The organism is Lactococcus garvieae subsp. garvieae, assembly GCF_029024465.1.
Taxonomy (GTDB): Bacteria; Bacillota; Bacilli; order Lactobacillales; family Streptococcaceae; genus Lactococcus; species Lactococcus garvieae.
Genome location: NZ_CP118950.1, coordinates 1423729 through 1449279 on the forward strand (window position 1 = coordinate 1423729; position 25551 = coordinate 1449279).

The window sequence follows — 25551 nt, forward strand, 5'->3', positions numbered from 1 at the left end:
ATTTGCACATTTTTATTTTTGTGCTATAATATCTCCTGAAGTAAATTAAATATGGAGGATAAGGGTTGGAACACCGCATCACCATGAGTAGCATCTGGATTTTGATTATCTCTACAGGTCTAGTTTTATTTTTTTATGGAATGGATGCTCATCATTTTCTTTTAGAAATTCTAGGCGCGCTTTCTCTTTTTGGGGGAATATTTTGCGGCTTATCAGATATAGTGATTAGAATGTTAAGACGAAAACAAGGAAAACGGTACAAATAAAGTGGTGGGATGATTACTTTTTTTGAATTTTATATAGAACACGAAATAAAAAGCCACTGGGTACACACTCAGGGCTTTTTATATGCTCCACCATTTTTACACTTCAACCTTATTCCTGATGTCGTTGTTCGTGTCCGGAACCATTTTATTTAAATTTGTTCTGATAAAGCATGTTATACATAAATTGTAAATTGATGAGCGGCTTGCTCTGTTCTTTGAGGGTTTCTTGTTCTGTTTTCTTTACCCAACCTTGGACAGAACGTAAGCATTCCTCATCATTTAAAACTTTGTATCCAGGTTTATCAAGGAGAGACATTGTATAAATTTCAAAATATCCCTTATCTGAAATTTGCATAAATAATTCATCACTTTGGAAGCTGTATTGCGCATCATAAGCCGAAGGATAAGGCCTCTCATTATGATAGAGTGCATAACCTCCAAAGTTTTTTGACTTTATTTCTTCTTCATAATAATTTTGCTTGTAGGTGACCGTATTTGGAAAGTCGGTTGCTTTTGCAAAATCCATCATTGCGATTAAAACAGGATCAGTATACTTCTCATGCTTCATTTGACTGGCATAGTAAACCGCATGTTGTTGGATGTTATAAATTGCAAAACGTCCAAGAAAAAAAGCAAGAGAAAACGCTAAGATAAAATATTGAAGATACCTAAAGAAGCGCTGACTTGACCATTCTTTCCATGTGAAGCGTATAAGAAATAGCCACAGGGCACCCACAAGAAAAATAGGGAAGACTTTTCCAAAAGAGGGCTCAAGAGGTGGGGATGACATTTCATGAATAGAAAAGCCATTTCTCAGTGGAAATATAAAAATGAAAACTAGAAATAAGGAATAAATGAAAACCGCAGCAATCTTGTTCTTCTTTGACTGAGGAAGCTGTTCCTCGATATAGGTCGTATGTTCTAGCTCACGTAACAAGTTAATCCCAATCAAGAGCGTGAGAATCAACCAAGTAAAAAAAAAGAGTTGATTTTTTCATGACTGGCCATGCACAAAGGTTAAAGAAAAAGCTCAGGAGGATAAATAAATTGATGTTTTCCCGCTGCAGAAGTCGGGGTGTAAAACCATCGTATTTTTTTTGAAGCTCATCGGGTATCTCTTCCCATTTTGAAATGCGATTAAAATTTAAAAGTCCAATGCTTAAAATTCCACCATAAATAAGGGTTGTAACGAGGCCAATCCAAAAGGTAATGTAATCATGCAAAACAAGGGCAAGATAAATAAATCCAGCTGTCGTCGTCAATGTAAGACAAAGGGATAAAAATATTAAAAGCTTTCTTCTATTCAACTCTTTCTCCTAAAATGATGGTTCTTTTCGTATTTTTAGTTTGTCTAAAAGAATGCACACTCAAAATTTACCCTCAATTCTTTAATTTTTTTAGATGCTCTGACAAGCTGAGTTTCCTTCCTAACATTCCTTTGACTGAAATCAATGCTCAACTTATGTGATCTTTTATAACTCCCATTATAGCAAAAAAACTAAAACAAACCTTAAAAAAAGAGAACCTCAGGACGAGATTCCCTCTACTTCTAAACCCACTCTTGCTTCAAGACAAAGAATGAACCACGTATCTCTCCCACAAGTTTTGAACGTTGACGGGCAAATTTGAATTTTCCTTCTAATTCTTGCGGAATTTCCATCCCTGCAGAGAGTTTGAAACCAACCGCACGTTTGGGTTTCTTCTCTTCATCAGCCGTTTTCTCATAGAGGACATTAATCACCAAGCCATCTTCAAAGTAAAACTCTGGCCAGTAGATGTCTTCGTCTTCATAAACCGCGACTTCCAAGATAGGCGATGTAAACTCAAGATCGCGCTCCTCTTTCAATAACTTTTTCAACCAAGCCACTTCTTTTTCCTTTTCCCCAGCAGGAAAAGTGAGGTATTCAAATTTATATTTGTTCCAGAAATAACGTGCTTCATTGGCACGCAGTCCCGCAAGACTTTCTGCTACAGGTGAGCTTTCCAGTCCTGTCGTTTCTACCTGTCCTTCTTTAAAATTAACTTTATATGCCATAAACACCTCCTGTGTTTGTTTGTTTTTTCTTTATTATAGCAAAAATGTAAGGCACTCTATAAGGTTAAACTCGTAAAAAAGGAGGTGAACTCAAACTGAGTGGAAAACGCAGTGGACAAGCTACGAAGGCCAGTATCGTTTCGCTCCTGACCCAGCGCTTAAGTGGATAGGATCACTGATGAAGGATTAAGGCAGGACGGGCTCCCCCAATGCCATTGCTAGTCGTGCAAGAAAGGTTGTCCAAGGAGCCAAAGTGACTTGAGCAACAAAAAAAGCCCTGCTTTTCAGCAGAACTTCTCCATATTTATTAATCAGCAGCCAAGGCTTCGATAGTGTTCAAGCGTGCTGCACGTGCTGCAGGTGCAAGACTTGAAAGTAAAGCAATAATCAGCGCAATGATTACGGCAAAGATAATATGGCCAGAAGTAATCTGAACAATATTTCCGCCGACTAAGCTATGCAAAGCTTTGTTGATGATACTTTGTCCCGCAAAGGCAAGAGCAATCGCAATAACTGCAGATGACAAGCCAAGGATCACACTTTCAGCTGTGAACATGCGAGAAACATCTTTACGACGTCCACCTAAGGCACGAAGGACACCAATTTCTTTAGTACGTTCGGCAACAGACATATAAGTTGTTACCACAATCATAAAGATTGAAACAATCAAGCTAATACCAGCAATGGCAGCCAAGACGGTTGAGACAATCCCTGTAATATCTGTGATTGTATCCAACATACTACCGATATTTGTTGAGGCAAACACAAGTTTGTCATTATCTTTGATATCATTGATAGCTTTGGTTACATCTTTAACTTTATCTGTATCTGTCACAGTGACGTAGGCTGTATTTGGCATCGCATCGATATTATTTGCAGTAAGCATTTCTTTCAATGCCTCTGTTGAAGTCAAAGTACCAACCATTGGCATATCTTGCAAGACGCCTGAGATTTCCATATCTTCTGTGATAGTCACAGGAGTATTGTTTTTATCCACAGTTTGGAAGCTTACTTTGACTGTTTTACCAATCACAGCTTTCCAGTCTTTTGCTTCATATGTTTTTTGATCAAACTTCTTCATGTCTGCTTCAGAGATAACGATTTGTTTACCTTTAGGTTCTGAACCAGCATGTAACGTTGAAGACTGAATCATCGGTGTCCAAGACATAATCGCTTGGCTACTTGTTGTTTGTCCCTTATAATCAAGAGTTACAGCACCTGCTTTTGTAATCCCTGCATCAACTGCTTTGACATTATCCAAGTCCTTCAACTTGTTAATGTTTTTATCAGAGATCCCCAGCATTGTTTGCTGCGCAATTGAAAAGGCTTCATCATTATCTTTACCCTGATTATTTGCTGAGTCACGTTGAACCACAGTAATAATATTTGGATTTGCCAAGCTTGTGACCTGATCGTTCATGTATTTTGTGGCCCCAGTACCTAAACCAAGGAAGAAAATAACTGAGAATAAGCCAATGGCTGTACCTATAGCAATGAGAAGATTGATTTTCCAAGTGTTTGTAAAGTGCTTAAAGGCTGTTTTAACCACATCACCATAAGAAAGTGCCTTTGTCTTGAAGGATTTTGCTTCATCTGGCACAGGATAAGCTGGCTTGTCACGCTCATCTCCGATAATCTGTCCGTCTGCCAGACGAATCGTACGTGTCCCATAGTCAGCGACTTCTTGAGAGTGAGTGACGACAATGACTGTCTTACCAGACTGTGCGATTTGGCGAAGAAGTGCCAATACTTCTTTCGTATTTTGTGAATCGAGCGCTCCTGTAGGCTCATCAGCAAGGATAATCTCAGGATCGCTGGCCAAAGCCCGCGCAATGGCTACACGTTGTTTTTGCCCGCCAGATAACTGTGCGGGTTTTTTCTTACGGTGTTCGTAAAGGCCAACTTGTTTGGTTAGCTCAACTGCACGTTCGACACGTTCTTTTTCTGATAGGCTTGTCATTTTCAAGCTAATCAAGATATTGTCAAGCACACTTAAGTAGTTGATTAAGTTGAAAGACTGGAAGATAAAGCCGATAGTATCACGGCGATAGGCATCCATATCTTTTTCTTTCTTCGCCTTTTGCGCGACACCATCGATGATAACATCACCATCATATTCACGGTCTAAGCCACCGATGATATTCATCAGGGTTGATTTACCACCACCGGACTCACCGAGTAAGCTGACAAAGTCTCCACGCTCAAACTCAAGGTCAATCCCCTTGAGTACCGGAAATTCATCTTTACCTAAAAAGTATGATTTCCTAATGTTTTTTAATTCTAATACGGGCATAATTTCTTCTTTCTAATAATAAAGATACTTCTATTATACCTTAAATTCTACCAAAGAACTTAGGACCTTAGACTGATTTAAGCTTATTTTAAAAATCGTCCCAGTTATCGTCTCTTCTGCTGTGTGGATTATGCCCAAAATTCCATGGGTTATGTGCATCACGCATCTGACGGCGCATTTCTTTTCTCATTTTTGCTTCCATTTCTCTACCCATATGATGCATCATTCGTGGATCAAAGCCTCCAGGACGCATACCACCAAAGCGGAAATCACATTCCTCATCAGCTGGATTAGCTTCTTCAAGTTTTTCCAAAATATGGATCAGTTGAACTTGCTCTTCTTCTGTAAGATTGCCAAAGATGCCTTCTGAAAGATCATCTTGACTTTCCTTGCGCTCAACTTGAGCTTGCTTACCTTCCTCGGTCAAGAAAACACGGCTGACACGTTTGTCATTTTCATCTGTGACACGTTTAACTAAGCCACGTTGCTCTAAACTCTTCACTTGGGCGGTGACGCTTGAAGGTCGGATATCCAAGATTTCAGCAATTTCAGCATTGGTCAGACCATCAGCCTTCCAGAGTTCAACCAGAAGCCCTTGTGCACCTGTACGCGATTTTTTTTCCCCCAGTCGACTTGTCATTCTTTCCATATGCAAAGCCATGAGAAGCTGAGGGTTGTGAAGTAGTTTTGAAAAAAGATGTAATAATTTATTTGTTTCTGCTGACACAGTTATTCTCCTTTATATTTAGTTTAACTATCGTATAAGCTAACAAAATACATTTTAATACTTTTATTTCGTTTTGTCAACATAAAAACTAACGACTATTAAAAGTCGTTAGTTCCTAAGTCCATTTGATAAAGCTTACGGAAGTCTTCGTTGTGTTCAAGAAGGTATTCCGGCTGATCATCAAGCTTGATTTTACCTTTTTCTAAAAAGATAACACGGTCCATGTGCTGTACACCCAGCAGATGGTGAGTGATAAAGATAATCGTTTTGTCTTTTAAGCGCTCAAAGAAGAGACGCAACAGTTGATTTTCGGTAATCGGATCCAGCGAAACAGTCGGTTCATCTAAGATAACTATATCGACATCAGACAGCAAAATACGTGCCAAAGCTAACCGTTGACGTTCACCACCTGAGAAACGTTGTCCTGCCTCGTCCACGACTTCGTTGAGTTGGTCAGGTAGGGAGGCTACCATTTTTTTCAATCCCACAAGTTCTAAAGCATTCCAAATTTCTTCGTCACTGGCATCAAGCCGAGCTAGACTAAGATTGGAACGAATACTGGCATTGAAAATATAAGGACTTTGATTGATGACACCAATTTTTTCTTCAACATTATTGGCATAAGCGGGTGCAACTCCAGACAAATCTAAAGTCCCTTGCTGTGCGATAAGGTCGCCACGGATAAGGCTTGCTAAGGTGGATTTACCCACACCTGAGCGGCCTAATATCGCGACATGCTCTCCTTTTTTGATATGGAGATTTAAGTCCTCAAAGATAAGCTTATCCTCAAAAGCAAAGCTTAAGTTAGAAATTTGTAAGTCTGTGTCCTTAATTGTTTCTTGTCGCACATCTTCTTTGACATCAGGCAAATCATTGAGCCGTTGAACAGAATCACCATAACGTTGTGTTTCAACAACAGCGTCAGACAAGGGTGCAAAAGCATCGAACAAAGGAAAGGCGGCCAGAGAAACAGCAGCAATATAGTTCGGTGCATCTCCTGTATTTAAGGTTGAACCTGACCAAACAATCAGATAAACCACAAGTAAAGCAAAGATCAGCTGCAAAACAAGGTTACGTTTTCGTACATAGCTCAGCATTTTTTCTTGAATCTGACGTGCTGCTTTTTCGGAGGATTGATAATCCAGCAAGAAATCTTCTTTTCTTCCTGATAAAACCCAATCTTGTAAACCTAAAACATCATCTGTCAAGTTAGAAAAGAGTTGATTCCGGTAATTTTTCAAATCACGGTCATATTTGGCCGATACTTTGAGTGACACATAAGGAAGCACGATAACCATCAAGCCTAAGAAAAAGGCAACTACAAGAGCCAAAGTCAGTGAAAAGACACCTGAAGCGATGATGAGAGCTACAGATAAAGAACCTACAATCATCAAAGGAAAAAGGGTCCGTAAGAACAAGTCCTGAATATTGGCGATATCTTCATTAAGCAAGCCAAGAAGATCACCTAACTTGTAGCGTTCAGATAAACCAATCGCTGATTTTTCCAATCTGAGGTAAAGCTTGCGACGAAGGTTACTGGTGATGCGTAAAATCCAGTTGTGTGAGGTTAGGCGTTCAATATAACGCACCACAGGCCGTGAAATACCAAAGACACGTACCATCAAAACAGGCACATAGATAATCAAAATGTTTTCGGGTTTGGTTGCTGATTTTGAAATCACGTAGCCCGCTGAAAACATAAGCAGGCCAGCGCAAAACATCGTTATTGTTCCTAAAATAATCGCGAGAATCATCCCGAAACGATATTTACGCAGAAAAGGTGTGATCCAATCATTGTTGAAAAGAATCTTCTTCATTTTTTCTCCATTGTTTTTACAATCATGCTGTTTAACCTCGCATCTCACGCAAGAGCTCTCGGTAGTATTTATTTGTGGCTAGGAGTTCTTGATGTGAGCCTGCAGATTCAAGTTTGCCTTCATTGAGGACAAGAATCACGTCCATCTGAGGCAGCCAGTGCAAACGGTGAGTTGCCAAGAAAACAAGCTTGTCCTCAAAGAGAGGCAGAATGTTTTCTTTTATCTCTAGTTCCGTTTCCACATCAAGATGCGCCGTTGGCTCATCAAGGAAAAGAATATTTCTTTCTTGAGAGAGAAACGCACGCGTCAAAGCGACACGTTGCATTTGTCCACCAGATAAGGTACGCCCACCTGCACCAATATTCGCGTCCAATCCAATTTCTTCCACCAAATCCTTCAACCCGGCAAGCTCAGCTGCATGAAGGATTGCTTCATCTGTAGCTTCTGGCTGATAAAAGGCTAAATTGGCACGTAAAGTTCCCGCGAAAATATAAGTGTTTTGGGGGATAAATTGTAAAGCCTGGCGGAATTTTTCATCATTAAGTGATGACAGCTGGTGTTCATTAAGCTGAATCTCACCCGCACTTGGCATAAGAAAGCCTGAAAGCATACTCAGCAATGTCGATTTACCTGAGCCCGATTCACCGACAATGGCTACCTTGGTAAAACCTTGCAGTTCCAGATTTATATCTGAGACACCGCGTCCAGTCTCAAAAACTTTGCTCAAATGATGAAGTTTGAGTTGTGACTGCTCCGTCCAACGGATGGGCTCTGGTAAAACTTCGGTTAAATGCTCTTCTGTTTGCAGCACTTCATTGACACTGGCATAAGCATTTTTACCATTGAGCGTTGCATGGTAATCCGAGGCAAAGTCACGCAAAGGCAAGAAATACTCTGGAGCCAAAATCAAAGCAGCCAGCGCTGGGAACAAGAGAATGGCACCATTCATGAGACGTAGTCCTAAGAACAAAGCCACTGTAGCAACAGACAAGGTTGCAAAGAAATCAAGGGCAAAGGTCGAAAGAATGGCGACACGTAACGTGGCCATTGTTGCTTTACGGAAACGCTCTGACGTTTGATAAATAGAATTGGCATATGTTTTTGATAAACCAAAATATTTTAAAGTCGAAATTCCCCGGAGCGAATCTAAGAAGTGATTGGATAAAAGCTGGAAACTCTTATACTGTCTGTCTGCCTGTCCTTGTGCAGCATAACCTAACAAAATCATAAAGATTATGGCAAAAGGAAAAGCAATCGCCAACACAATCGCTGTTTGTAAATCCAAAAAAGCAATCGCAATCAGCAAGAGAATTGGTATGATCATCATGTTCAAGACTTTAGAAAGTACCAACTTGATATAAGTTTCGACCTCATCAATACCAGAAATCACTGTTGATGTCAGATTACCTGTCCCCATTTCACGTGAGACGGAAGGGCCGAGTTTAAAAGCTTTTTCAAGAATCTGTCCACGCATATCTGCCGCCAAACGATAAGAAACCTTATCAAGCATATATTGACGTAAAAAGTTTACTCCTTCTCGCCCAAAAAAGCTCAGGAAAAAGCCAATAATGTAGAGCAGTACCTGCAGGATTTCTTGACCTTGCCATAACCCTGTTATCGCTTGAGACAGAAATAAAGCCTGTCCTAAAATACAAAGCGCTTGAAGTAGGGCGAGCCCTCCAAGAGCGGGAAGAATCTTACGTACTCCTGGAAGAGTAAATAGAGTTCTGTCAATCATTTTTTATTACCTATTCTTATTCATATGATAACTTTTATTATAACAAAATATGAGTGTCAAGCCTTTGAAACTGCTTATAAATTCACGCTCTTCTTCACTTTTGTCTAATAAAAAATTCCTTTGAAAAAGGAATTTTAGAATCAATTATTCACTGATACGTTTTCTGAAAATGTAGTAAGTCCAAGCCATATAAGCCAGCACAAATGGCAAGATTGCTATTGTGATGTAAGACATAGTTGTCAAAGTATAGTGTGTTGAGCTTGCATCTTTAATCAAGATACTGTAAGCCGGATTTTCAGCGATCATTACACGTGGGAACAGCCCTTGGAAAAGTAAAGCAACCAATGCAAGGAAAGTCAAACCAGAGGATAAGAAAGCTGACATTTCACGTTTTTTAGCAACAGAAACATGTGCAAAAACAGTCAAGAGCACGATAACAGCTAACAAGCCAATCGTTAAGGCTGCATGTTTTTCAATGAAGTCTGTCTTCATAGCAATCAAGAGAGCAAAGACAACTTCACCTGCATAAAGTACAAAGTAAAGTTTGTTTGCAAGGTCATTCGCACGTTTGCGCATGTTTCCTTCTGTCTTCAAAGCAATGTAGTTCAAACCGTGCAAGAAGCTCATCAAAGCTACAGCAACACCACCAACAAGCGAAAGTGGGTTTACGTATGTTGTGAAGCTGGCATAAATATCACCGCGTGCATCCATCGGAACACCTTGAATCATGCTGGTAAACATAAGCCCAAACAAGAAAGGAATAAAGAAGCTTGTCACTCCTAAAATTATTTCCCAGCCACGCTCTACTTTTTCTGATTCGCTACGGTGACGGAACTCAAAGGTTACCCCACGTAAAATCAAGCAGGCGAGTAATAATAATAAGATATTATAATAGCCAGAGAAAAGTGAAGCATACCAATAAGGGAAGCTGGCAAACATGGCACCGCCGGCTGTCAAGAGCCATACTTCGTTCATATCCCAGAAAGGACCGATTGTAGCAATCGCTTGGTTGACTTCACGTTTATTACGTGCCAAAGCCAAAACGCTCATTCCTACACCAAAGTCGAAGCCTTCGAGGAAGAAGAATCCCCCAAAGAGCACTGCAATTAAGATAAACCAAAATAATTGTAATCCGCTCATTTCAAAGCCTCCTCTTCTTTTTCTTCTGATTTAGAATGCTTGTCTTTCCCAAGATTATGGCTACTGAATGGATCTAAATCAACATAAGCTGTTTCTGCCTTATGTGCACTGTCACGCATAATACGGCGTGTCAAGATAATCATGATTGTACCTAAGACACAGAAAAGAAGGAAGTAAACGATATTTGAGAAGAGCAAACTTCCTACTGAAACGTTAGGTGAAACAGAGTCTTTGATGGTAAAGAGTCCATATACAGTCCATGGATAACGTCCCAACTCAGTTACCAACCAACCAGAAGTGATAGCAAGGAATGGTAAGAACATTGACCAACCATAAAGACGCATCATTCCAGGTTTTTCATACATCCAAGGTTTCTTACGGCGTGTCCAGAAGAGCCCAAGAGCTGAAATTAACATGAAGTACATGCTCAAACCAGCCATAATACGGAATGTATAGAAGAGAACTGTAACTGGTGGATAGTAATTCAGATGATCACCATATTTAGCTTCCAGTTCCTTGTTGATTTGATTCATCCCCTCAACTGAACCTGAAGGACGGTGGTAGGTCAAGATTGACAGCACGTACGGTATGCGCACACCGAAAACAGACTTGTGATCAGCTTCGTTAAAGAAAGCAATCATGTCCCAAGCTGCTGGGTCCTCTGTTGTTTCATAAACACCCTCTGTCGCTGAGAATTTCATCGGTTGAGTATTTTTAACTTCCAACATTTGTTGGTCACCAGCCACGAAGTTCCCCATCGCACCGATCAAAGCAACTAAGAGTCCTAAACGCAAGGCTGGTTTAAAGAAATCAGCTTCACGTTTTTTAAGGATTTGGAATGCAGAGATACCGGCAACCGCAAATCCACCAGTTAAGAATGACCCTGTGATAACGTGGGTAAATTCTAAGGTTGTTTGTGGGTTTGTCAATAAAGCTGAGAAACTGGTCAATGTGGCACGACCATCAATAACTTCATAGCCCACTGGATTTTGCATGAAGCTGTTCGCTGCCAAAATCCAAAGTGAAGAAAGCCAAGTGCCGACCATAACTAAGCCAAGTGCCGCCAAGTGCAACTTTTTGCCTATACGGTCCCAACCAAACATCCAAACACCCAAGAATGTTGATTCCATAAAGAATGCAAGCAGTGCTTCTACAGCAAGTGGTGCTCCAAAGATATCACCGACAAATCGTGAATAGTCTGACCAGTTCATCCCAAATTGGAATTCCTGAATAATACCAGTCACGACTCCGACGGCAAAAGATAATAGCATGATTGCACCAAAGAATTTGGTACGTGTTTTCCATTTCTCATCGCCCGTTTTAACATACAATGCTTCCATAATAAAGGTCATCAATGTTAACCCTATCGAAAGGGGAACAAAGAAAAAGTGGAAGATTGTGGTCATGCCAAACTGGAAACGCGCGAGAGTTTCAATTGTCAACATAAAGCCTCCTATTGCTCGAATAAAGGTAAAAGTACACAATTTTCGAGACTAACAAAAAATTAATTACAATTCATTGTAACACTATGAAAGCGTACCGAAAAGGAATTTGTTTATAAATTCAAGATTCTGATACATTTCTTATACAGCATCATCTTTAGTGTTCAAATTGACACGAAAAAACACTGCTTTTGACAGCAGTATTTCTTTTTAAATCTTATTTTCTACCTTGATTATCTTAAAATCCTGCCCTGATTTTGCTGGAAGGATAAGTTCATCAAGACAGTCCGCCAGTCGCTCAGTGAAAGAAACCTTTTGCAGAAAATGAATTTCTTTAAATGTTAGCTTGACTTCTGCATGTGTTGGATTAATAACGTAGACAAAAGCCTCGCAATCTGTGTAGCGAAAAATTCCTAAAACATCTCCTTGAAAAAACGTAAGCACCATTAATAGAGCTTATTCTAGGGCCTTGATTTCACCCAAAGAATTGAATTCCACTCTAACTTTTAACTTTTCTTTTGTATGTATAAGAATTAAAAATAAACTTTTTCTCATTTTACCTTAACTAGGAGAAAAGTTATTTTACAAACATTTCATCTCGTTATTAATTATAAAATTCTGAAAATTCGCAATAAAAAATTTGACACTTCTACTTCACTAGAAACGCTTTTATATCTTGGTATTTTCACATACTTTTATTATAGTATTTTATTATAAAATTTGCTAATATTAATATTAAATATCAAATAAAAGACACAGAAACGTAAATTTTCTGTGTCTTTTATTTTATTTTTTAATTAAATTAGTCAACATACCGTTGATAAACTTACTTGATTTTTCATCACTGAAATCTTTAGTCAGTTCGATAGCCTCATCAATGGCAACCAAATCCGGTGTTTCAGTAAAGAGGATTTCATAGGCACCTAGACGAAGCAAGGCTTGCTCCACTGTTGTTAAGCGCGAGAAAGTCCAACCTTTTGCTAAATGCTCGGATAAAGCAGCATCAAGAACATTTTGTTTCTCTATGATGCCGTCCACCAATTCTGAAAAATAAGCGGGTGCTTCTACGGGTTCATCTGTATCGTTATCATAATTCAAAGCAAAAGTTTTGGCTTGAACTAAGATATCTTTAGAAGCTGTGGCAAATTTTGGCTCAGTCATCGCCAAAATTTCAGAAACTTCATTTTGAACCGTCAAAGGTTTGAAAAGATCAACTGTAATCTTTTCACGAACACTTGTATGAACATCAGAGAAAACTCGGTTGAAAACCTCTAATTTTTGCTCTGCTGTCTCTGATCGGAAACTTGCACGCAAGAAATCACGGACACGAACCGCAATATTTTCTTCTTCAAGTTCAATATTGAAAAGGCGTACCAAGTTCAGGTTCATGAATACATCTTTGTACAAATCAATAGCTTCTTGATCCGTCATACGTTTCGTATAACCACCAAAATCACGAATAAAACTCAAAGCTTTGTAAACAGCTGTTTTTTCACGGTTTGGAATATCTAAAATTTCATAAATCTTATCAATTTCTTTTAATGGTTTTGTGAAAAAGCGTGGAAAATCACGTACTGTAATGCGTTCATCTTTGTAGGCAACATCAAAACGAATCGGTTTTGCCAACTCACGATTAATCTTTTCGACATTGTTCTTGAACTCTGTCAAAACCGTTTCTGACATTGCTTTTCTGATTTCGTATTCAAAAAGAGTTTGCACAGTGCGCTGACGAATGCTATGTTGCGTTAGCTTGTTAGGCATCAAAGAAACCCTCATCAAACAAATCTTCAAAGCTTGGTTTTGGTAATTTTTCAGGAACGATACCTACTACGTGGATGTTCACATCATCAATTACGATTTCTGTTGCTTGTTCAACTGCTTCTTTCACTTCTTTTTGAATATTCATGGCTACTTGTGGGACGTTGATACCGAAAGCCAAGTAAACATAGATGTTGACAACAACTTTGTCGTCTTTGCTTTCGATATAAACACCACGGCCTTCTGATTTTTTGCCGAGGCTATCTGAAAAATGCTTGTTGCGTAATGCATAAACACCATCGATTTTTGCAGTTGTGATACCGATAATTACTTCAAGAACTTCTGGTGCAATAACGATTTCACCAAGTTCTTCAGTATGAACAGTTGTATCTGCCATAGTTCTCTCCTCTATCTTTTCTTTTGTTTCTCCGTGGAGCAGGGCTTTTATAACTCCTCACCTTGTGGGAGAGCTAGCTCAAAACGGCTTATGCACGTTTAAGGTATTCACCTGTTTGTGTGTTGATTTCGAGTTTTGTTCCTGCTTCAACAAAGTCAGGGACGTTAACAACCAAGCCTGTTTCCATTGTTGCTGGCTTACCTGAACCTGTTACTGTTGCACCTTTGATAGAAGGTTGAGTTTCAGCGACTTCAAGGACAACAGTCGTTGGCAATTGAAGCCCGATGACTTCTGTACCGTAAAATTGGATTTTTACATCTGTATTTTCAAGGACATAGAGCAATTCTTCTTTAACTTGTTCAACAGGGATTTCATATTGATCATATGTTTCGTTGTTCATGAAGAAAGCTGTATCGTCCATTTGGTAAAGATATTGTGCAGGCACTGTATCAATCACAGCTTGTTCAAATTTGTCTTCTGGACGGTATGTATCGTCAAATGTAGAGCCTGAACGCACATCACGCAATTTCATACGCATGATTGTGTTACCTTTACCTGGTTTGTGGTGACTTGCTTCCATAACACGGAGGAGTTTGTCTCCGTTCAAAAATGTCATTCCGGCTTTGAGGTCTTTTGCTGCTACCATAATTATATATATCTCCTAGTGAATATTCTATTTACCGCCCAAAGAGGCAGCTTTTAACAATTCATTTTAGCACAAATTCACCCTTTTTTCAAATGTATGTTTGTTTCTTTCAGACAAACTTTAGAGCAAATGAAGCTCTTGAAGCAAGAATTCAAATTAAAGAACGAGAAGTTCTTTCGGCGATTGGGTCAGTACCTGACAGCCCTCCTCAGTAATAAGCAAATCGTCTTCTATCCGTACACCACCAAAGTCAGGAATATAGATTCCTGGTTCATCCGTAACGACCATATTGGACATGAGTGCTCCTTTTGCTTTAGCACCAAAGTAAGGAATTTCATGTACATCTAAGCCTAAACCATGACCAATCCCATGTGTAAAGTGTCCTCCGTATGAGGCTGCTTCAATGACATCGCGTGGCACTTTGTCAAAGTCAGCAAGAGACATGCCTTCTTTTGCTTCTGCGATCAGAGCTTCATTTGCTTGACGTACTGTCTGATAGATTTCACGCATCTTCGGACTTGCTTCGCCAACAAAGACTGTTCTTGTCATGTCACTTGCATAATGATTATAATAACAGCCGAAATCAATGGTTACAGGATCCCCAAACTCAATCATTTTATGGGTTGCTACTCCATGTGGCAAACTGCTGCGTTTTCCTGAAGCAACGATTGTGTCAAAAGAGATGCCACTTGCGCCCATTTCTCGCATTTTAAAGTCAAGAAAATTAGCGACTTCTATTTCTGTTCTGCCTGGCTCGATATATCTCAATACAGCTTCAAAGGCCTTATCAGCAATTTGACAAGCTTTCTTGATTGTGGCGATTTCATCGACCTCTTTGATTTGGCGAAGCTCAGCTACAAAATTTGTCGTAGGAACAAGTTTCGCTTTCTTTAATTTTTCCGCTAATACACGATAAAATGCAAAATCAACTGTATCTTCAAAACCAATAGCTTGAAGGTCTTCAGCAAGGTCAGCAATTTCAGATAAGGCATCACGTGTCTGGATGATTTCAAACCCCGTAATCAATTGGCGTGCAATTCCAATATAACGATCATCCGTCATAAAGTAGGAATGTTCTGCTGTCATGAAAATCGTTCCAGCTGTACCCGAAAAACCCGTCAAATAGTAGATGTTTTTCATATCAGTAAGGATTAAGCCATCTAAATTTTCTCGTGCTATTTTTTCTTTTAAGTTACTGATTCTCATTGATTTCTCCTTTTTAATTGGGATGTTTTCTTCTATTATAACAAAGTCTGAACTATAATATTGAATCTTTATCTAGAGAAAAAAGAACTCCTAAAAGCAGAAGTTCTTTCCTTTATTCTGATTCCGCCAACAAATTTTTGGCATCCGTAAGTGTCTCAATAAAACGGTCTGCTTGCTCTTGATTAATACCGAAATAGTTATCCTTAACTGCCCAAACAGTGGCTCCAGCCGCCTTACCAGCCATAATACCATAATGCGAATCTTCAATAATCAAGGTTTCTGAAGGTTCTACACCAAGCTTTTCCATAGCAGCCAGATAAATAGCTGGATTAGGTTTAGACTGCTCAAACTCGTCCTGCCCTGACAAGAAAAACTCAAAATACTGGCGTAAATCATGCGTATCCAAGACTTCAGCAATCTCATGACGACGAGAGCTTGAAGCTACGGCCATTTTATATCCCTTTTCTGAAAAGGTCTTCAAGGCGTCCGTAACACCAGGTAAAAGTAGCTCCTTATAAGGAATCGGAAATTGTGCATCGTAATCTAAGAATTCTTGGTGCACTTGCGCTGCATGCGCCTCTGTAAACTCATCACGTAATACTTTTGGCCACATGTCTTTCAAAACACTGCCGACAAAATCTTTTGGTGTTAAATGGCTAGCATCAATACCACTTTCAACGAAAAAGTTATCTAAAACCTTAGAGTGAAAACGTTCTGAATCTACCAAAACACCGTCCATATCAAATACAATTGCTTTAAATTTCATAGCTTTATTATAGCATAAGTAAGCGGTTATTTTTTTATATTGAGATGTAATATATGAGGTATTGCTTATCTTGTTTTTTTATTTAGATATACTGAATCACTTAGATTACTGCGCACCATCACTCCTCAGCTTTTCCATCAGAACCAAGCACTTGAATTTTTTGTTTCACAAGTTCTTTGACTGCTTGTTTAGCTGCGGAGTTGTATTTTTTCGGATCTACGACTTTTTCATCTTCGGAGATGTAGGATTTGATAGCATTTGTGAAAACAGCGCGGAGTTCAGTGGCATAGTTAACTTTAGCAATGCCCATAGCAACAGCTTTTGAAACATCTTCGTCAGGGATCCCTGAAGTGCCGTGAAGGACCAATGGTACATCACCCGTTCTCGCTTTGACAGCCTCTAAGATATCATATTGTAACTTTGGTTCTGCTTTGTAAAAGCCGTGTGAGTTGCCGATACCAATAGCTAAAAAGTCAACATTTGTAGCTTTGACAAATTTTTCAGCTTCTTCTGGATCGGTAAAAGCTACCGTCTCTGCATTATTGCCATCTTCTTTTCCACCAACAATACCTAGTTCAGCTTCTACTGGAATACCCATCGAATGTGCCATCTTGACCACTTCTTCGGTTATTGCGACATTTTCTTCAAATGGTTTTTTCGAAGCATCAATCATTACCGAGGTATAACCTGTACGCAAGCAACGTGCGACGCGTTCAAAATCATCCCCATGATCAAGATGCATCACTACAGGCACTGAGACCTTGTCTGCTGCTGCTTTAACCATATGGTAGAACATTTCTGGGGGTGTCGTATTGAGCGTACCCGAAGTTGTTTGGACAATGACGGGGGCATTCATCTCTTGCGCTGCTTCTACGATTGCTTCCGCCATTTCCATATTTTCTGCATTAAAGGCCCCAATGGCATAGCCATTTTTAAATGCCTTTTCTATCATTTCTTTACTTTTTACAAGTACCATTTTTTCTCCTCTTCACGTCTTTGTTTTATATTTTTTCTACTTTGAGTTGATCAAACAAAGCTTGATAATTTGTCCGATTAATATAACCTGTCTTCGCCTCCTGCGCATTGAGCATGCCACATACATTAGCACCTTTCAAGGTATTCTCAACAGTTTCATTCTGGCTTATCCCATAAACAAGCCCTGCAACAGTCGCATCGCCGGATCCGACCGGATTTACTACATCTATTTTGGGGATTTGCACACGATAAAAGTCATTGGAAACTTTAGCAAATACGCCTTCTTTTCCAAGAGAAACCACAATCCACTCAATACCGTTAAAAAGCCTATCCTGTAAACTTTCTTTGATATTTTCTAAGGTGACTTCCTTCCCTAACAAATCCGTCAACTCTTCCAAGTTGGGTTTGATTACACTTGGCTTATGTGGGTTTTTAAGCACTGCTTCAAGTGAGCGCCCCGAACAATCCAAAACAACTGTTTTCTCTTGCTTGTTGGCAATTGCGATAAGCTCAGAATAGAAAGTTTCCTGTAAGCCATCAGGCAGAGAACCAGAAATGGCAATTGCTTCAACTTCAGATAACATTGCTTTAAAATTGTCAATAAACTCTTCTGCTTCTTGCCTTAAAATCTGTGGTCCTTTTTCTAAAATCTCGGTCTGTTGTCCTTCGTGTAAAATCGCAATACAGTTGCGTGTCTTTCCAGAAATCTTAGTAAATCGACTATCAATGCCTTCACCTTTTAAGTTCTCGACAATCTCCGCACCTAAGATATCGTCAGCAAATCCTGTCGCCAAGACCTCTGCACCTAGTTCTTTCAGCACACGTGATACATTAAGCCCTTTACCACCAGCCGTTTTACCAACCTGTGCCACACGATTGACCGTATTTAAGTGAAAGGCTTCCAATGGATAAGAAATATCGATAGCAGGATTAAGTGTGACTGTTAAAATACTCATGGTTTACTGCTCTCCTATTTTTCCAGAGGATGGATAATCACACCTTTTACGACACGGTTCACTGTGCCTGATGCTGAAGGTGTATCAGGCGTATTTTTCACCAAAATTGAAGCATTCAAGGCAATGACATGAGCAAATGCAAATGCTGGGAAGACAAGATATGCTTCTTTAAGCTCTGGTACTTCCTTATACGTAAAACCTTCAGTAAGATTTTGTCCGATGACGACTGTTCGCTGAGCAATTGCATCACCGGCAACCTCTTTGTAGAGATCCAAATCATATTGACGTGTATAAGCGTTATTGGCAGCAAAGACGAAAACGACAGTATTTTCATTAATGAAAGATTTAGGTCCATGACGGAAGCCCATCGAGCTGTCAAACATGGTTGCTATTTTTCCTGCTGTTAATTCCAAAACCTTGAGTTGAGCTTCACGTACAAAACCTGAAAGTGTACTTGAGCCCACGTAAACCATACGGTCTGTATCGTCATTTAAAAAACTTACAATTTCCGTTTCTCGCTGAAAAACATCTGCAGCTAAATCCGCGGCAACGCTGACCTGCTTTTCTTTTTCCGAAAGTTCTTCTGTTGAAAAAATAAGCGTTGATAAAAGCGTCATTGAACTGCATGAGCCTGTCATTGCAAACCCTTTATCGTTAGACTCATCTGGCAAGATACAAGTCAACGCATTTTCCATGGTGAGGGCTTGCTGAGCGAGCTTGCCTTCTTTGGCGCAAGTAATTACCAACTGATAACTGTCTTGGACTAGCTCTTCTACAATATTGACTGCTGCAACAGATTCAGGGGAGTTTCCACTGCGTGCAAATGAAACCAACAAGGTCGGTGTATTCTGCTCCAACGTAGCTTGTGGGGCTGCTACGATATCCGTTGTTCCGATTGATTCAAAACGGAAATGTTCCGTATCTCCCAGCTCAATTAAGCTTTTAAGTACGGTGTCACCCACATACTGCGAGCTACCTGCCCCAGTAAAAATTACTCGGATAAAGCCATGTTTTTCGATAAGTTTTGCTAAGAAAGCATCAATCTCTGTTTTTCTTTCTGCGTATTCTCCGAAAACCTTGCGCCATAAGTCTGGTTGCCCTAAAGTTTCTTTAACGGTGATAGCCGCACCTAGTTCTTTGAGTCGTTCTTCTGGTAATTGAAGCATATTATTCCCTCGATTTCTATTTTTCTTTAAGCTTATGGTATCTATTATAAGGTGATAACCATAGGAAAATTTTCCAAATGGCACTTTACCAAAATGGAAATTTTTCCTGATTTCAAGGGAATGTTTCAATGCTCCATAGAATTATTTTGTCACATCATGAAAAACCAAGAAGTTCCAATACTTCAGTTAAATGCTCAACACGTCTGTCTGCATGACTCTGGTCACTATCAAATCGTTGATCTCTAATCGCCCAAATGGTTGCTCCCACTGCTTTTCCCGCTGCAATACCATTGGGTGAATCTTCAATGACAAGCACATCAGATGCTCTGGCATTCAACTGCTTCATGGCAGACAAATAAACGGCAGGATGGGGCTTAGACTCTGGAAAATCTTCGCCAGATGAAATAACCTCAAAATATTTACGAAGATTATGTGTATCAAGAACTTCAGCAATTTCATCGTGTGACGAACTTGTGGCTAAACCAATCTTTAGTTTTGTTTCAGACAAGCGTTGCAGGACAACTTTCACATCAGGAAACAGCATTTCCTCGATGGGAAAATGGCTACTCTTTTTATAGGTGAAGAACTCTTTTTGTAACCTTGCCGCATCTTTCTTATCAAAATCTTCTCCCAAAATGAACGGCCACAAGTGCTGTACTTGTCACTCCGAGTTGCTGCAAGATCAAAGAAACATTGACACCTTTTCCATTGGCTTGAACATCATACTCTTCTGTACGATTCACTATTTTAGGAGACATCTCCTGGGTGTCAATAAACAGATCAATTGCTAAATTTAGTGTAGCTGTGTAAATCATTGAACACCTCACTTTCTTTTTATCATAGTATTATCATAACGTATTATTTATGTACCCGCTTACAAATTTTGGATATTTCTGAAAAACGTTACACTTCTATTTTTAATTTTGCTATACTTAGAGTAATAAATCTTAGAAAACGGGGAGGTTTGCTGTGAGTACTAAACTAAGCGACTCTGAGCAATATTTATGGAATTATATTGAGCGTAATATTATAGAAATCCCTAACTATTCCATCACCGAATTAAGTGTTGAAGCTGCTGTTTCAACAGCAACAATTGTGCGTACACTAAAGAAAAAAGGGTATTCTGGCTATGCCGACTTCAAGTATAAACTCAAAGAGCGAAGAAAGTTGCATGAAGATTTTTCACAATTTGATCAAGAAGATGAAGGTATTCGTCTCGTCATTACCAAAAATGAGCAAGAAGTCATGCGCACCATCTCAATGATTAACATCCAGAAACTTGAAGAAGCAATTCGAATTATCACTGCTTCAAGACGGCTCATTTTATTTGCCCGTGGTTTTTCAGAAATGGTTGCCCAAGAAATGATGATTAAGTTTCAGCTTACAGAAAAATACTGTGAACTCTTTACAGACCCTGAAATCATTAAAATCATGAGTAAAAAATTATCCCCCGAAGATGCTGTCCTTTTCATATCTTTAAATGGCGAAACTCCAGAATTAGTAAATGCTGCACAAAATTGTCAGCAACACAATATTGCAACTCTTCTCCTTACGACAGCGGGTGAATCCACGCTGACCTCCCTATCTGATGTTGCTCTAGTTGGTTTTAAATCAGATGGCTCCTTCTTCCCAGACTATGAAGTACGATCACGACTTCCTCTGACTATTCTTTCACGAATTTTACTTGACTCTTATGCTTTAAGAAAAAAAGAAATATAAAAAAGTAAGTGTCTTTGTCCCACACTTACTTTTTTATATTTACGGCCAGATTGAAGGCCAGATACCTATTCCTGAGCCAAGGATACCAAGGCAGAGGAGTAAAAGGATACAACGGATAGGTGTCCATTTGTGCTTCTGCATGAGATAGAACAAAAGTAAAGTTAATCCTAACGGCAACATTGATGGCAAGATACCATCTAAGATGGATTGAATATTAATTTCAGCTTCACCATTTGGAATGACAATGTTTACTGAAGTAGCTCCCATAGCTGAAGTCAATGCCCCCACTACGAAAATACCAAGGATAGAAGCTGCACGTGTAAATTCTTTTGCATTAGCAGTCATGATGCTGATAGCATCTGTTCCTTTTCGGTAAGACCAATGCATCAGGAAGTAACGCAAGCCGAACTGTACAGCATTGAAAATAAAGAGGAAGATGAACGGTGCTGCGATATTTCCCGCAATCGCCATATTGGCTGTTATCCCTGCCGTAATTGGTACAAGCGTGAACCAGAAGAGTGCATCACCAATCCCTCCAAGTGGTCCCATCGCTGCAACACGAACGGCACGTATCGTCTGAATATCTGTTTTATTTTGCTCAAGTGAAAGCACGATCCCCATTACAAAGTTAACCAAAAATGGGTGTGTGTTGAAAAACTCTAAATTGTGCGCCATTGAAGCTGAAAGGTCTTTTTTGTCCGTGTGGATTTTTTCCAAACCGGGCAAGATCGAGTAGAGCCATCCACCGGCTTGCATCCGTTCATAGTTAAAAGATGCTTGGAGGTAAACGGAGCGCCAAACCATTTTGTTGAGTGTTTTTTTATCAAGTTGTGGTGCTGGCGTTTGGTTAGAATAATTATCAGGAATATTAAATACCATCTTCATAATCTCCTTCACTAGCTGGTGCTGCTGCAGCAGCTGCTTTGAGTTTTGTATTCATTTGGAAATCCCAGTAGGCGAATGCAAAACCAATTACGGCGAGTAAAAGTAATGCTGGACCTTTGAGCGCTTCAATACCGGTAACAATAACAGCAAGCACGAAGCCTAGGAAGTAGAAGCCCCAAAGTTCTTTTGAAACCATAACTTTAATCAAGATTGCAAAACCGACATAACGCATCATGTTTCCGGATGCACCGAGTCCACTCATAAGCCAGGCTGGAATAGCATTTACTACTGTATCTCCAAAGGCTTTCCCTCCAATAAAGAAGAGCGTTACGACAATACCAAAGATTGTTCCGAGTGCACACATCGCTAGCCAGTTAATTTTCGCGATTCCGGCTGGGTTTGCTTCTTCTGCATATTTATCCGCTACACCCATTACCGGTGCCATAACTGTGAAGATCAAGGTTACACCATATTGACCTAGCAATGAGAATGGGATAGCAGTGGCAACGGCTGCTGCGGGCTGGAGACCCAGAGTGATAGCCAAGACTGTTGCCATAATACCACCGATAACCGCATTTGGTGGTTGAGCCCCACCAACCGGCATATTACCAATAGTCATCAGTTGATAAGTACCACCAACAATCAAGCCGGTTTGAACATCACCGAGAATAAGGCCGATAACCAAACCGGTGACAATAGGCTGGTACAAAGATTGAAGTAAACTAAATTGGTCAATGGCAACGACAAAAGTCACTGCAAAGATCAAAATAATCTGAAAAATGGAAGCATCCATAAGTTTTTCTCCTTATATTTTTTTGTTGGATTTTAACCAAAAAATTGAGAGCCTATAATATCAAAACGAGAAAAATAAATTCACTTGACAATAAATACTCTATTTTCTTGCAAAATCCTCTTGTTACCAAAATTAGAAATGTATCACGAGTATCATTTGAAGAGCTTATCTAATGGCTCTATTGCTGTCGTTGGCACGCGCTGTATCTCAAGCTCAACACCAAGTCCTTTCAGTTTCTTAAATGCTGCCACATCATCGTCATCCACGGCGATAACAGTTGCAACTTGACGTTTTCCTTCTGACATGTGCATATTACCGATATTCACTTTTTTAATGGGTACACCACCTTCAACAAGACGTAACACATCTTGAGGATTTTCACAGATAATAAAAATCAATTGGCGATCAGCAGCTTTACTAATAATGTCAATCGTTTTTTGGAGACTAAAGTAGCGTGTCGCAACTCCAGTCGGTGCAGCCATATCCATCAGTGCTTGACGATGTGGATTGCTTGCCACATCATCATTTGCAACAAGCAAAAGGTTGGAGCCGACAAAGCTGTTCCACTGTGTGGCAACTTGACCGTGAATCAAGCGATTATCAATACGAGTAAGTAAAATATTTGGCATAATAATGACCTTTCTTAATAGAGAATAGGAACCTGTTTGTCCTACTCAAATTTTATTTAACATCCTAGAAGATAGGGAAATGAACGTTTTACAATATCTGCGTGATGGCATAACGTGAAACTCTAATCACCAACTTATCCGCAAGCTTTATGCGGCAGAATTCTTCATCTAAATCAGTAACCACTCCTGTCAAGCCGCCACTAAACATGACCTCACTCCCTACGGCAAGAGTCTGATGCAGCTCGGCGATAACTTTTTTCCGCTTGCTGAACTGTAAACCACTCACAATGCTATAAAACGCACCCCCTAGAAGAAGAAAACCAATAAAAACAAGTGAACTGTTGATAACAAATTGTGCCGTCATTTAAATGCCATCACTTTCTTCGCTTTCTTGCACTTTCTTACCTAATTCTAAGTCAAGAGTAACACCATCTTGAGCTGTTGAAACAGACAAATCAAGCATTACATCTATTTCTGTTCCCATCATTCCTTGAGAAACAAACTCAATCAGCATCGGAAGATTCGTGCCCGTAAAAATGTGCACACTCTCACTCCCTCCTTTAGCTATCATGGCTTTATTAAAAGGCGTCCCTCCAAGTAGGTCTGTAAAAATAGCTACTTCTTCACCATTTTTACAAAAATCATTTAAAGCGTTTTGATATTCTTCAAGATGAGTTGCTTCATCAAAAGTAAGTGTGTGTAAGTCTGCTTGTGGTCCGGTAATTAATTCCACCGCGCTCTTCATGCCTTCTGCAAAATGTGCATGCCCAGAAATTAAAGCTTTCATCATCTCTCCTTATCTTCTAAATTTAGTTTTATTATAAGCTATGAATTATAGGAAATTTTTCCAAATAAGACCTATATTTTTGGTAAATTTTCCGGAATTAATCGCTTACAATCTTGCTTTATCTTTATCTCTAATTTCGATCTTTAAGAGGACATGGCCTGTTTACCATTGACATATACTTCTGAAAGTTCCATATTGGACTTTAAAACGATAAAATCAGCATTATAATCTTCTTTAATTTGACCACAGCAGTCATCAATATTGACAGACTTAGCAGCAGTTAAGCTTGCCATCATAAGCGCTTCCTCCGGTGTTGCAATCCCCCAATCTACTACGTTTTTAATCGCATCCTTTAACATGAGGACAGAGCCAGCCAAACTGTTTCCTTCTTTAAGATGGGCCGCGCCTCCTTCGACACGTACAGGAAATTCTCCCAACATATAATCACCATCGGGCATTCCCGCAGCACGCATCGCATCCGTAATCAAGACCGTGTGCGCTGCGCCCTTACTTTGTATTAATATTTTAGCCGCTGTCGGATGTACATGATGCCCGTCACAGATCAGCTCGGCATAGGTATTCGGAAGGCTCAGTGCTGCGCCAACTATTCCGGGTTCCCGATGGTTAAAGGGGCTCATGCCGTTAAATGTATGAACAAAGACAGTAGCACCCGCCTCTGCCGCCGCTGTTGCTTGGGCAAAGGTAGCGTTAGAGTGCCCCAAAGCAACCGTGAGGCCTCGTTTTGTGAGGGCTCGGATAAATTCTATACTTCCTTCTCTTTCAGGAGCGACAGCTATTTTTCGAATCATACCATGAGCTGCTTGGTTCCACTTTTCAAATTCTTGCATATTTGGATCCGACATATAAGCGGGATTTTGTGCACCTTTATGTTCAGAAGTAAAGTAGGGTCCCTCAAGGAAAAGACCTTGTATTTTGGCTCCTGTAGCTGTGGGCTCATAATTTCCAACTACTTCGCAGACTTCTCTAAGATGCTCATGCTCTCCTGTCAATGGTGTAGCTATCCAAGAAGTTACACCTCCTCTAAGTAAGCCTTGACTTATCTTGTCAAGAAGCTCTGACTGCCCATCCATTACATCTGCACCATCGAAACCATGTATATGTGTATCCACCAATCCTGGAGCAATCCAGTATCCTGTATAATCTTTGACTTCAGCATCTTGAGGCACTTCTTGCCTATGTTTTCCAAATTTCCCTTCTTTAATTTCTAAATAGCCACCATTGCGTGTGTGATAAGGATAAAAAAATTTATCCGCTTTAATATAGTAAGTCATATCTTGCCTCCATTTACCTTTTTTCTTAGTATAAATCAGAAATAAGGGGAAAATTTTCCAAAAAGCCCCTTAAATAAGAGGAAAATTTTCCCAAAAAAAAGCAGAGCTTTTATCTTCT

General features: G+C 39.7%; 26 protein-coding genes and 1 pseudogene. 1 reads left to right on the top strand and 26 read right to left on the bottom strand.

Annotation, left to right across the window (positions count from 1 at the left end):
* Positions 1–411 precede the first annotated feature (411 nt).
* The 20 genes and pseudogenes from PYW30_RS07045 to PYW30_RS07140 form a co-directional block, all read right to left on the bottom strand.
* The gene (locus tag PYW30_RS07045) at positions 412–1056 is read right to left on the bottom strand and encodes a hypothetical protein (protein ID WP_232254550.1); all 645 of its coding nucleotides are present in this window, start codon (positions 1054–1056) and stop codon (positions 412–414) included.
* Positions 1057–1204: 148 nt separating this feature from the next.
* Positions 1205–1573: a hypothetical protein gene (locus PYW30_RS07050; protein ID WP_232254549.1), complete on the bottom strand. Its 369-nt coding sequence runs from the start codon at positions 1571–1573 to the stop codon at positions 1205–1207.
* Positions 1574–1815: 242 nt separating this feature from the next.
* Positions 1816–2301, bottom strand: a complete 486-nt coding sequence (locus PYW30_RS07055) for a DUF8821 family protein (protein ID WP_042218750.1) — start codon at positions 2299–2301, stop codon at positions 1816–1818.
* Positions 2302–2608: 307 nt separating this feature from the next.
* Positions 2609–4594 (bottom strand): ABC transporter ATP-binding protein/permease, encoded by a 1986-nt coding sequence (locus PYW30_RS07060; protein WP_023889221.1) that lies wholly within the window; start codon positions 4592–4594, stop codon positions 2609–2611.
* Positions 4595–4682: 88 nt separating this feature from the next.
* Positions 4683–5321 (bottom strand): MarR family winged helix-turn-helix transcriptional regulator, encoded by a 639-nt coding sequence (locus PYW30_RS07065; RefSeq protein WP_023889222.1) that lies wholly within the window; start codon positions 5319–5321, stop codon positions 4683–4685.
* A 98-nt stretch (positions 5322–5419) separates the two neighbouring features.
* A complete protein-coding gene (cydC, locus tag PYW30_RS07070; RefSeq protein WP_042218748.1) occupies positions 5420–7138 on the bottom strand; it encodes a thiol reductant ABC exporter subunit CydC in 1719 nt (572 codons plus the stop codon).
* A 31-nt stretch (positions 7139–7169) separates the two neighbouring features.
* A complete protein-coding gene (cydD, locus tag PYW30_RS07075) occupies positions 7170–8876 on the bottom strand; it encodes a thiol reductant ABC exporter subunit CydD (RefSeq protein ID WP_023889225.1) in 1707 nt (568 codons plus the stop codon).
* A gap of 144 nt (positions 8877–9020) precedes the next feature.
* Positions 9021–10016 carry a cytochrome d ubiquinol oxidase subunit II gene (gene cydB / locus PYW30_RS07080; RefSeq protein WP_042218746.1) on the bottom strand — a complete coding sequence of 332 codons (996 nt, stop codon included), beginning with the start codon at positions 10014–10016 and terminating at the stop codon, positions 9021–9023.
* The gene (locus PYW30_RS07085) at positions 10013–11461 is read right to left on the bottom strand and encodes a cytochrome ubiquinol oxidase subunit I (protein ID WP_019291587.1); all 1449 of its coding nucleotides are present in this window, start codon (positions 11459–11461) and stop codon (positions 10013–10015) included. The genes cydB and PYW30_RS07085 overlap by 4 nt, the downstream gene beginning before the upstream one ends.
* A 207-nt stretch (positions 11462–11668) precedes the next feature.
* Positions 11669–11905: a hypothetical protein gene (locus PYW30_RS07090; protein WP_019291588.1), complete on the bottom strand. Its 237-nt coding sequence runs from the start codon at positions 11903–11905 to the stop codon at positions 11669–11671.
* A 339-nt stretch (positions 11906–12244) separates the two neighbouring features.
* The gene (gene nusB / locus PYW30_RS07095; protein WP_019291589.1) at positions 12245–13219 is read right to left on the bottom strand and encodes a transcription antitermination factor NusB; all 975 of its coding nucleotides are present in this window, start codon (positions 13217–13219) and stop codon (positions 12245–12247) included.
* Positions 13212–13613 (bottom strand): Asp23/Gls24 family envelope stress response protein, encoded by a 402-nt coding sequence (locus PYW30_RS07100; RefSeq protein WP_003132981.1) that lies wholly within the window; start codon positions 13611–13613, stop codon positions 13212–13214. Before PYW30_RS07100 ends, nusB begins: the two co-directional genes overlap by 8 nt.
* Positions 13614–13701: 88 nt before the next feature.
* Positions 13702–14259, bottom strand: coding sequence for an elongation factor P (efp, locus tag PYW30_RS07105; protein WP_019291590.1), 558 nt, complete (start codon positions 14257–14259; stop codon positions 13702–13704).
* A 156-nt stretch (positions 14260–14415) separates the two neighbouring features.
* A complete protein-coding gene (locus tag PYW30_RS07110; protein ID WP_023889226.1) occupies positions 14416–15465 on the bottom strand; it encodes a M24 family metallopeptidase in 1050 nt (349 codons plus the stop codon).
* A gap of 112 nt (positions 15466–15577) precedes the next feature.
* Positions 15578–16231, bottom strand: a complete 654-nt coding sequence (locus tag PYW30_RS07115) for an HAD family hydrolase (protein ID WP_019291592.1) — start codon at positions 16229–16231, stop codon at positions 15578–15580.
* Between the two features lie 118 nt (positions 16232–16349).
* Positions 16350–17207, bottom strand: a complete 858-nt coding sequence (gene fba / locus PYW30_RS07120) for a class II fructose-1,6-bisphosphate aldolase (protein ID WP_023889227.1) — start codon at positions 17205–17207, stop codon at positions 16350–16352.
* Positions 17208–17232: 25 nt separating this feature from the next.
* Positions 17233–18162: a tagatose-6-phosphate kinase gene (lacC, locus tag PYW30_RS07125; protein WP_042218742.1), complete on the bottom strand. Its 930-nt coding sequence runs from the start codon at positions 18160–18162 to the stop codon at positions 17233–17235.
* A gap of 14 nt (positions 18163–18176) precedes the next feature.
* Complete coding sequence (locus PYW30_RS07130; RefSeq protein ID WP_019335604.1) at positions 18177–19328, bottom strand: SIS domain-containing protein; 1152 nt, start codon at positions 19326–19328, stop codon at positions 18177–18179.
* Between the two features lie 154 nt (positions 19329–19482).
* On the bottom strand, positions 19483–19962 hold the full coding sequence (locus tag PYW30_RS07135; protein WP_232254548.1) for an HAD family hydrolase: 480 nt from the start codon (positions 19960–19962) through the stop codon (positions 19483–19485).
* A gap of 13 nt (positions 19963–19975) precedes the next feature.
* Positions 19976–20143, bottom strand: a pseudogene (locus PYW30_RS07140) (1-phosphofructokinase); the annotation flags it as partial.
* A gap of 154 nt (positions 20144–20297) precedes the next feature.
* Between PYW30_RS07140 and PYW30_RS07145 the strand changes: the two are divergent.
* On the top strand, positions 20298–21047 hold the full coding sequence (locus PYW30_RS07145) for a MurR/RpiR family transcriptional regulator (RefSeq protein ID WP_042218740.1): 750 nt from the start codon (positions 20298–20300) through the stop codon (positions 21045–21047).
* 39 nt (positions 21048–21086) lie between these two features.
* On the opposite strand, the gene PYW30_RS07150 is transcribed toward PYW30_RS07145, so the two are convergent.
* From PYW30_RS07150 to nagA, 6 genes are all read right to left on the bottom strand, one after another.
* The gene (locus tag PYW30_RS07150; RefSeq protein WP_014025198.1) at positions 21087–21926 is read right to left on the bottom strand and encodes a PTS system mannose/fructose/sorbose family transporter subunit IID; all 840 of its coding nucleotides are present in this window, start codon (positions 21924–21926) and stop codon (positions 21087–21089) included.
* Positions 21916–22725, bottom strand: a complete 810-nt coding sequence (locus tag PYW30_RS07155; protein ID WP_019294305.1) for a PTS mannose/fructose/sorbose/N-acetylgalactosamine transporter subunit IIC — start codon at positions 22723–22725, stop codon at positions 21916–21918. The genes PYW30_RS07150 and PYW30_RS07155 overlap by 11 nt, the downstream gene beginning before the upstream one ends.
* A 152-nt stretch (positions 22726–22877) precedes the next feature.
* Positions 22878–23354, bottom strand: a complete 477-nt coding sequence (agaV, locus tag PYW30_RS07160; RefSeq protein ID WP_042218737.1) for a PTS N-acetylgalactosamine transporter subunit IIB — start codon at positions 23352–23354, stop codon at positions 22878–22880.
* An 88-nt stretch (positions 23355–23442) separates the two neighbouring features.
* Positions 23443–23718 (bottom strand): preprotein translocase subunit YajC, encoded by a 276-nt coding sequence (gene yajC, locus PYW30_RS07165; protein WP_019335611.1) that lies wholly within the window; start codon positions 23716–23718, stop codon positions 23443–23445.
* A complete protein-coding gene (locus PYW30_RS07170) occupies positions 23719–24141 on the bottom strand; it encodes a PTS sugar transporter subunit IIA (RefSeq protein ID WP_019299559.1) in 423 nt (140 codons plus the stop codon).
* Positions 24142–24284: 143 nt separating this feature from the next.
* Positions 24285–25433, bottom strand: coding sequence for an N-acetylglucosamine-6-phosphate deacetylase (gene nagA, locus PYW30_RS07175; protein WP_042218735.1), 1149 nt, complete (start codon positions 25431–25433; stop codon positions 24285–24287).
* Positions 25434–25551: the final 118 nt, after the last annotated feature.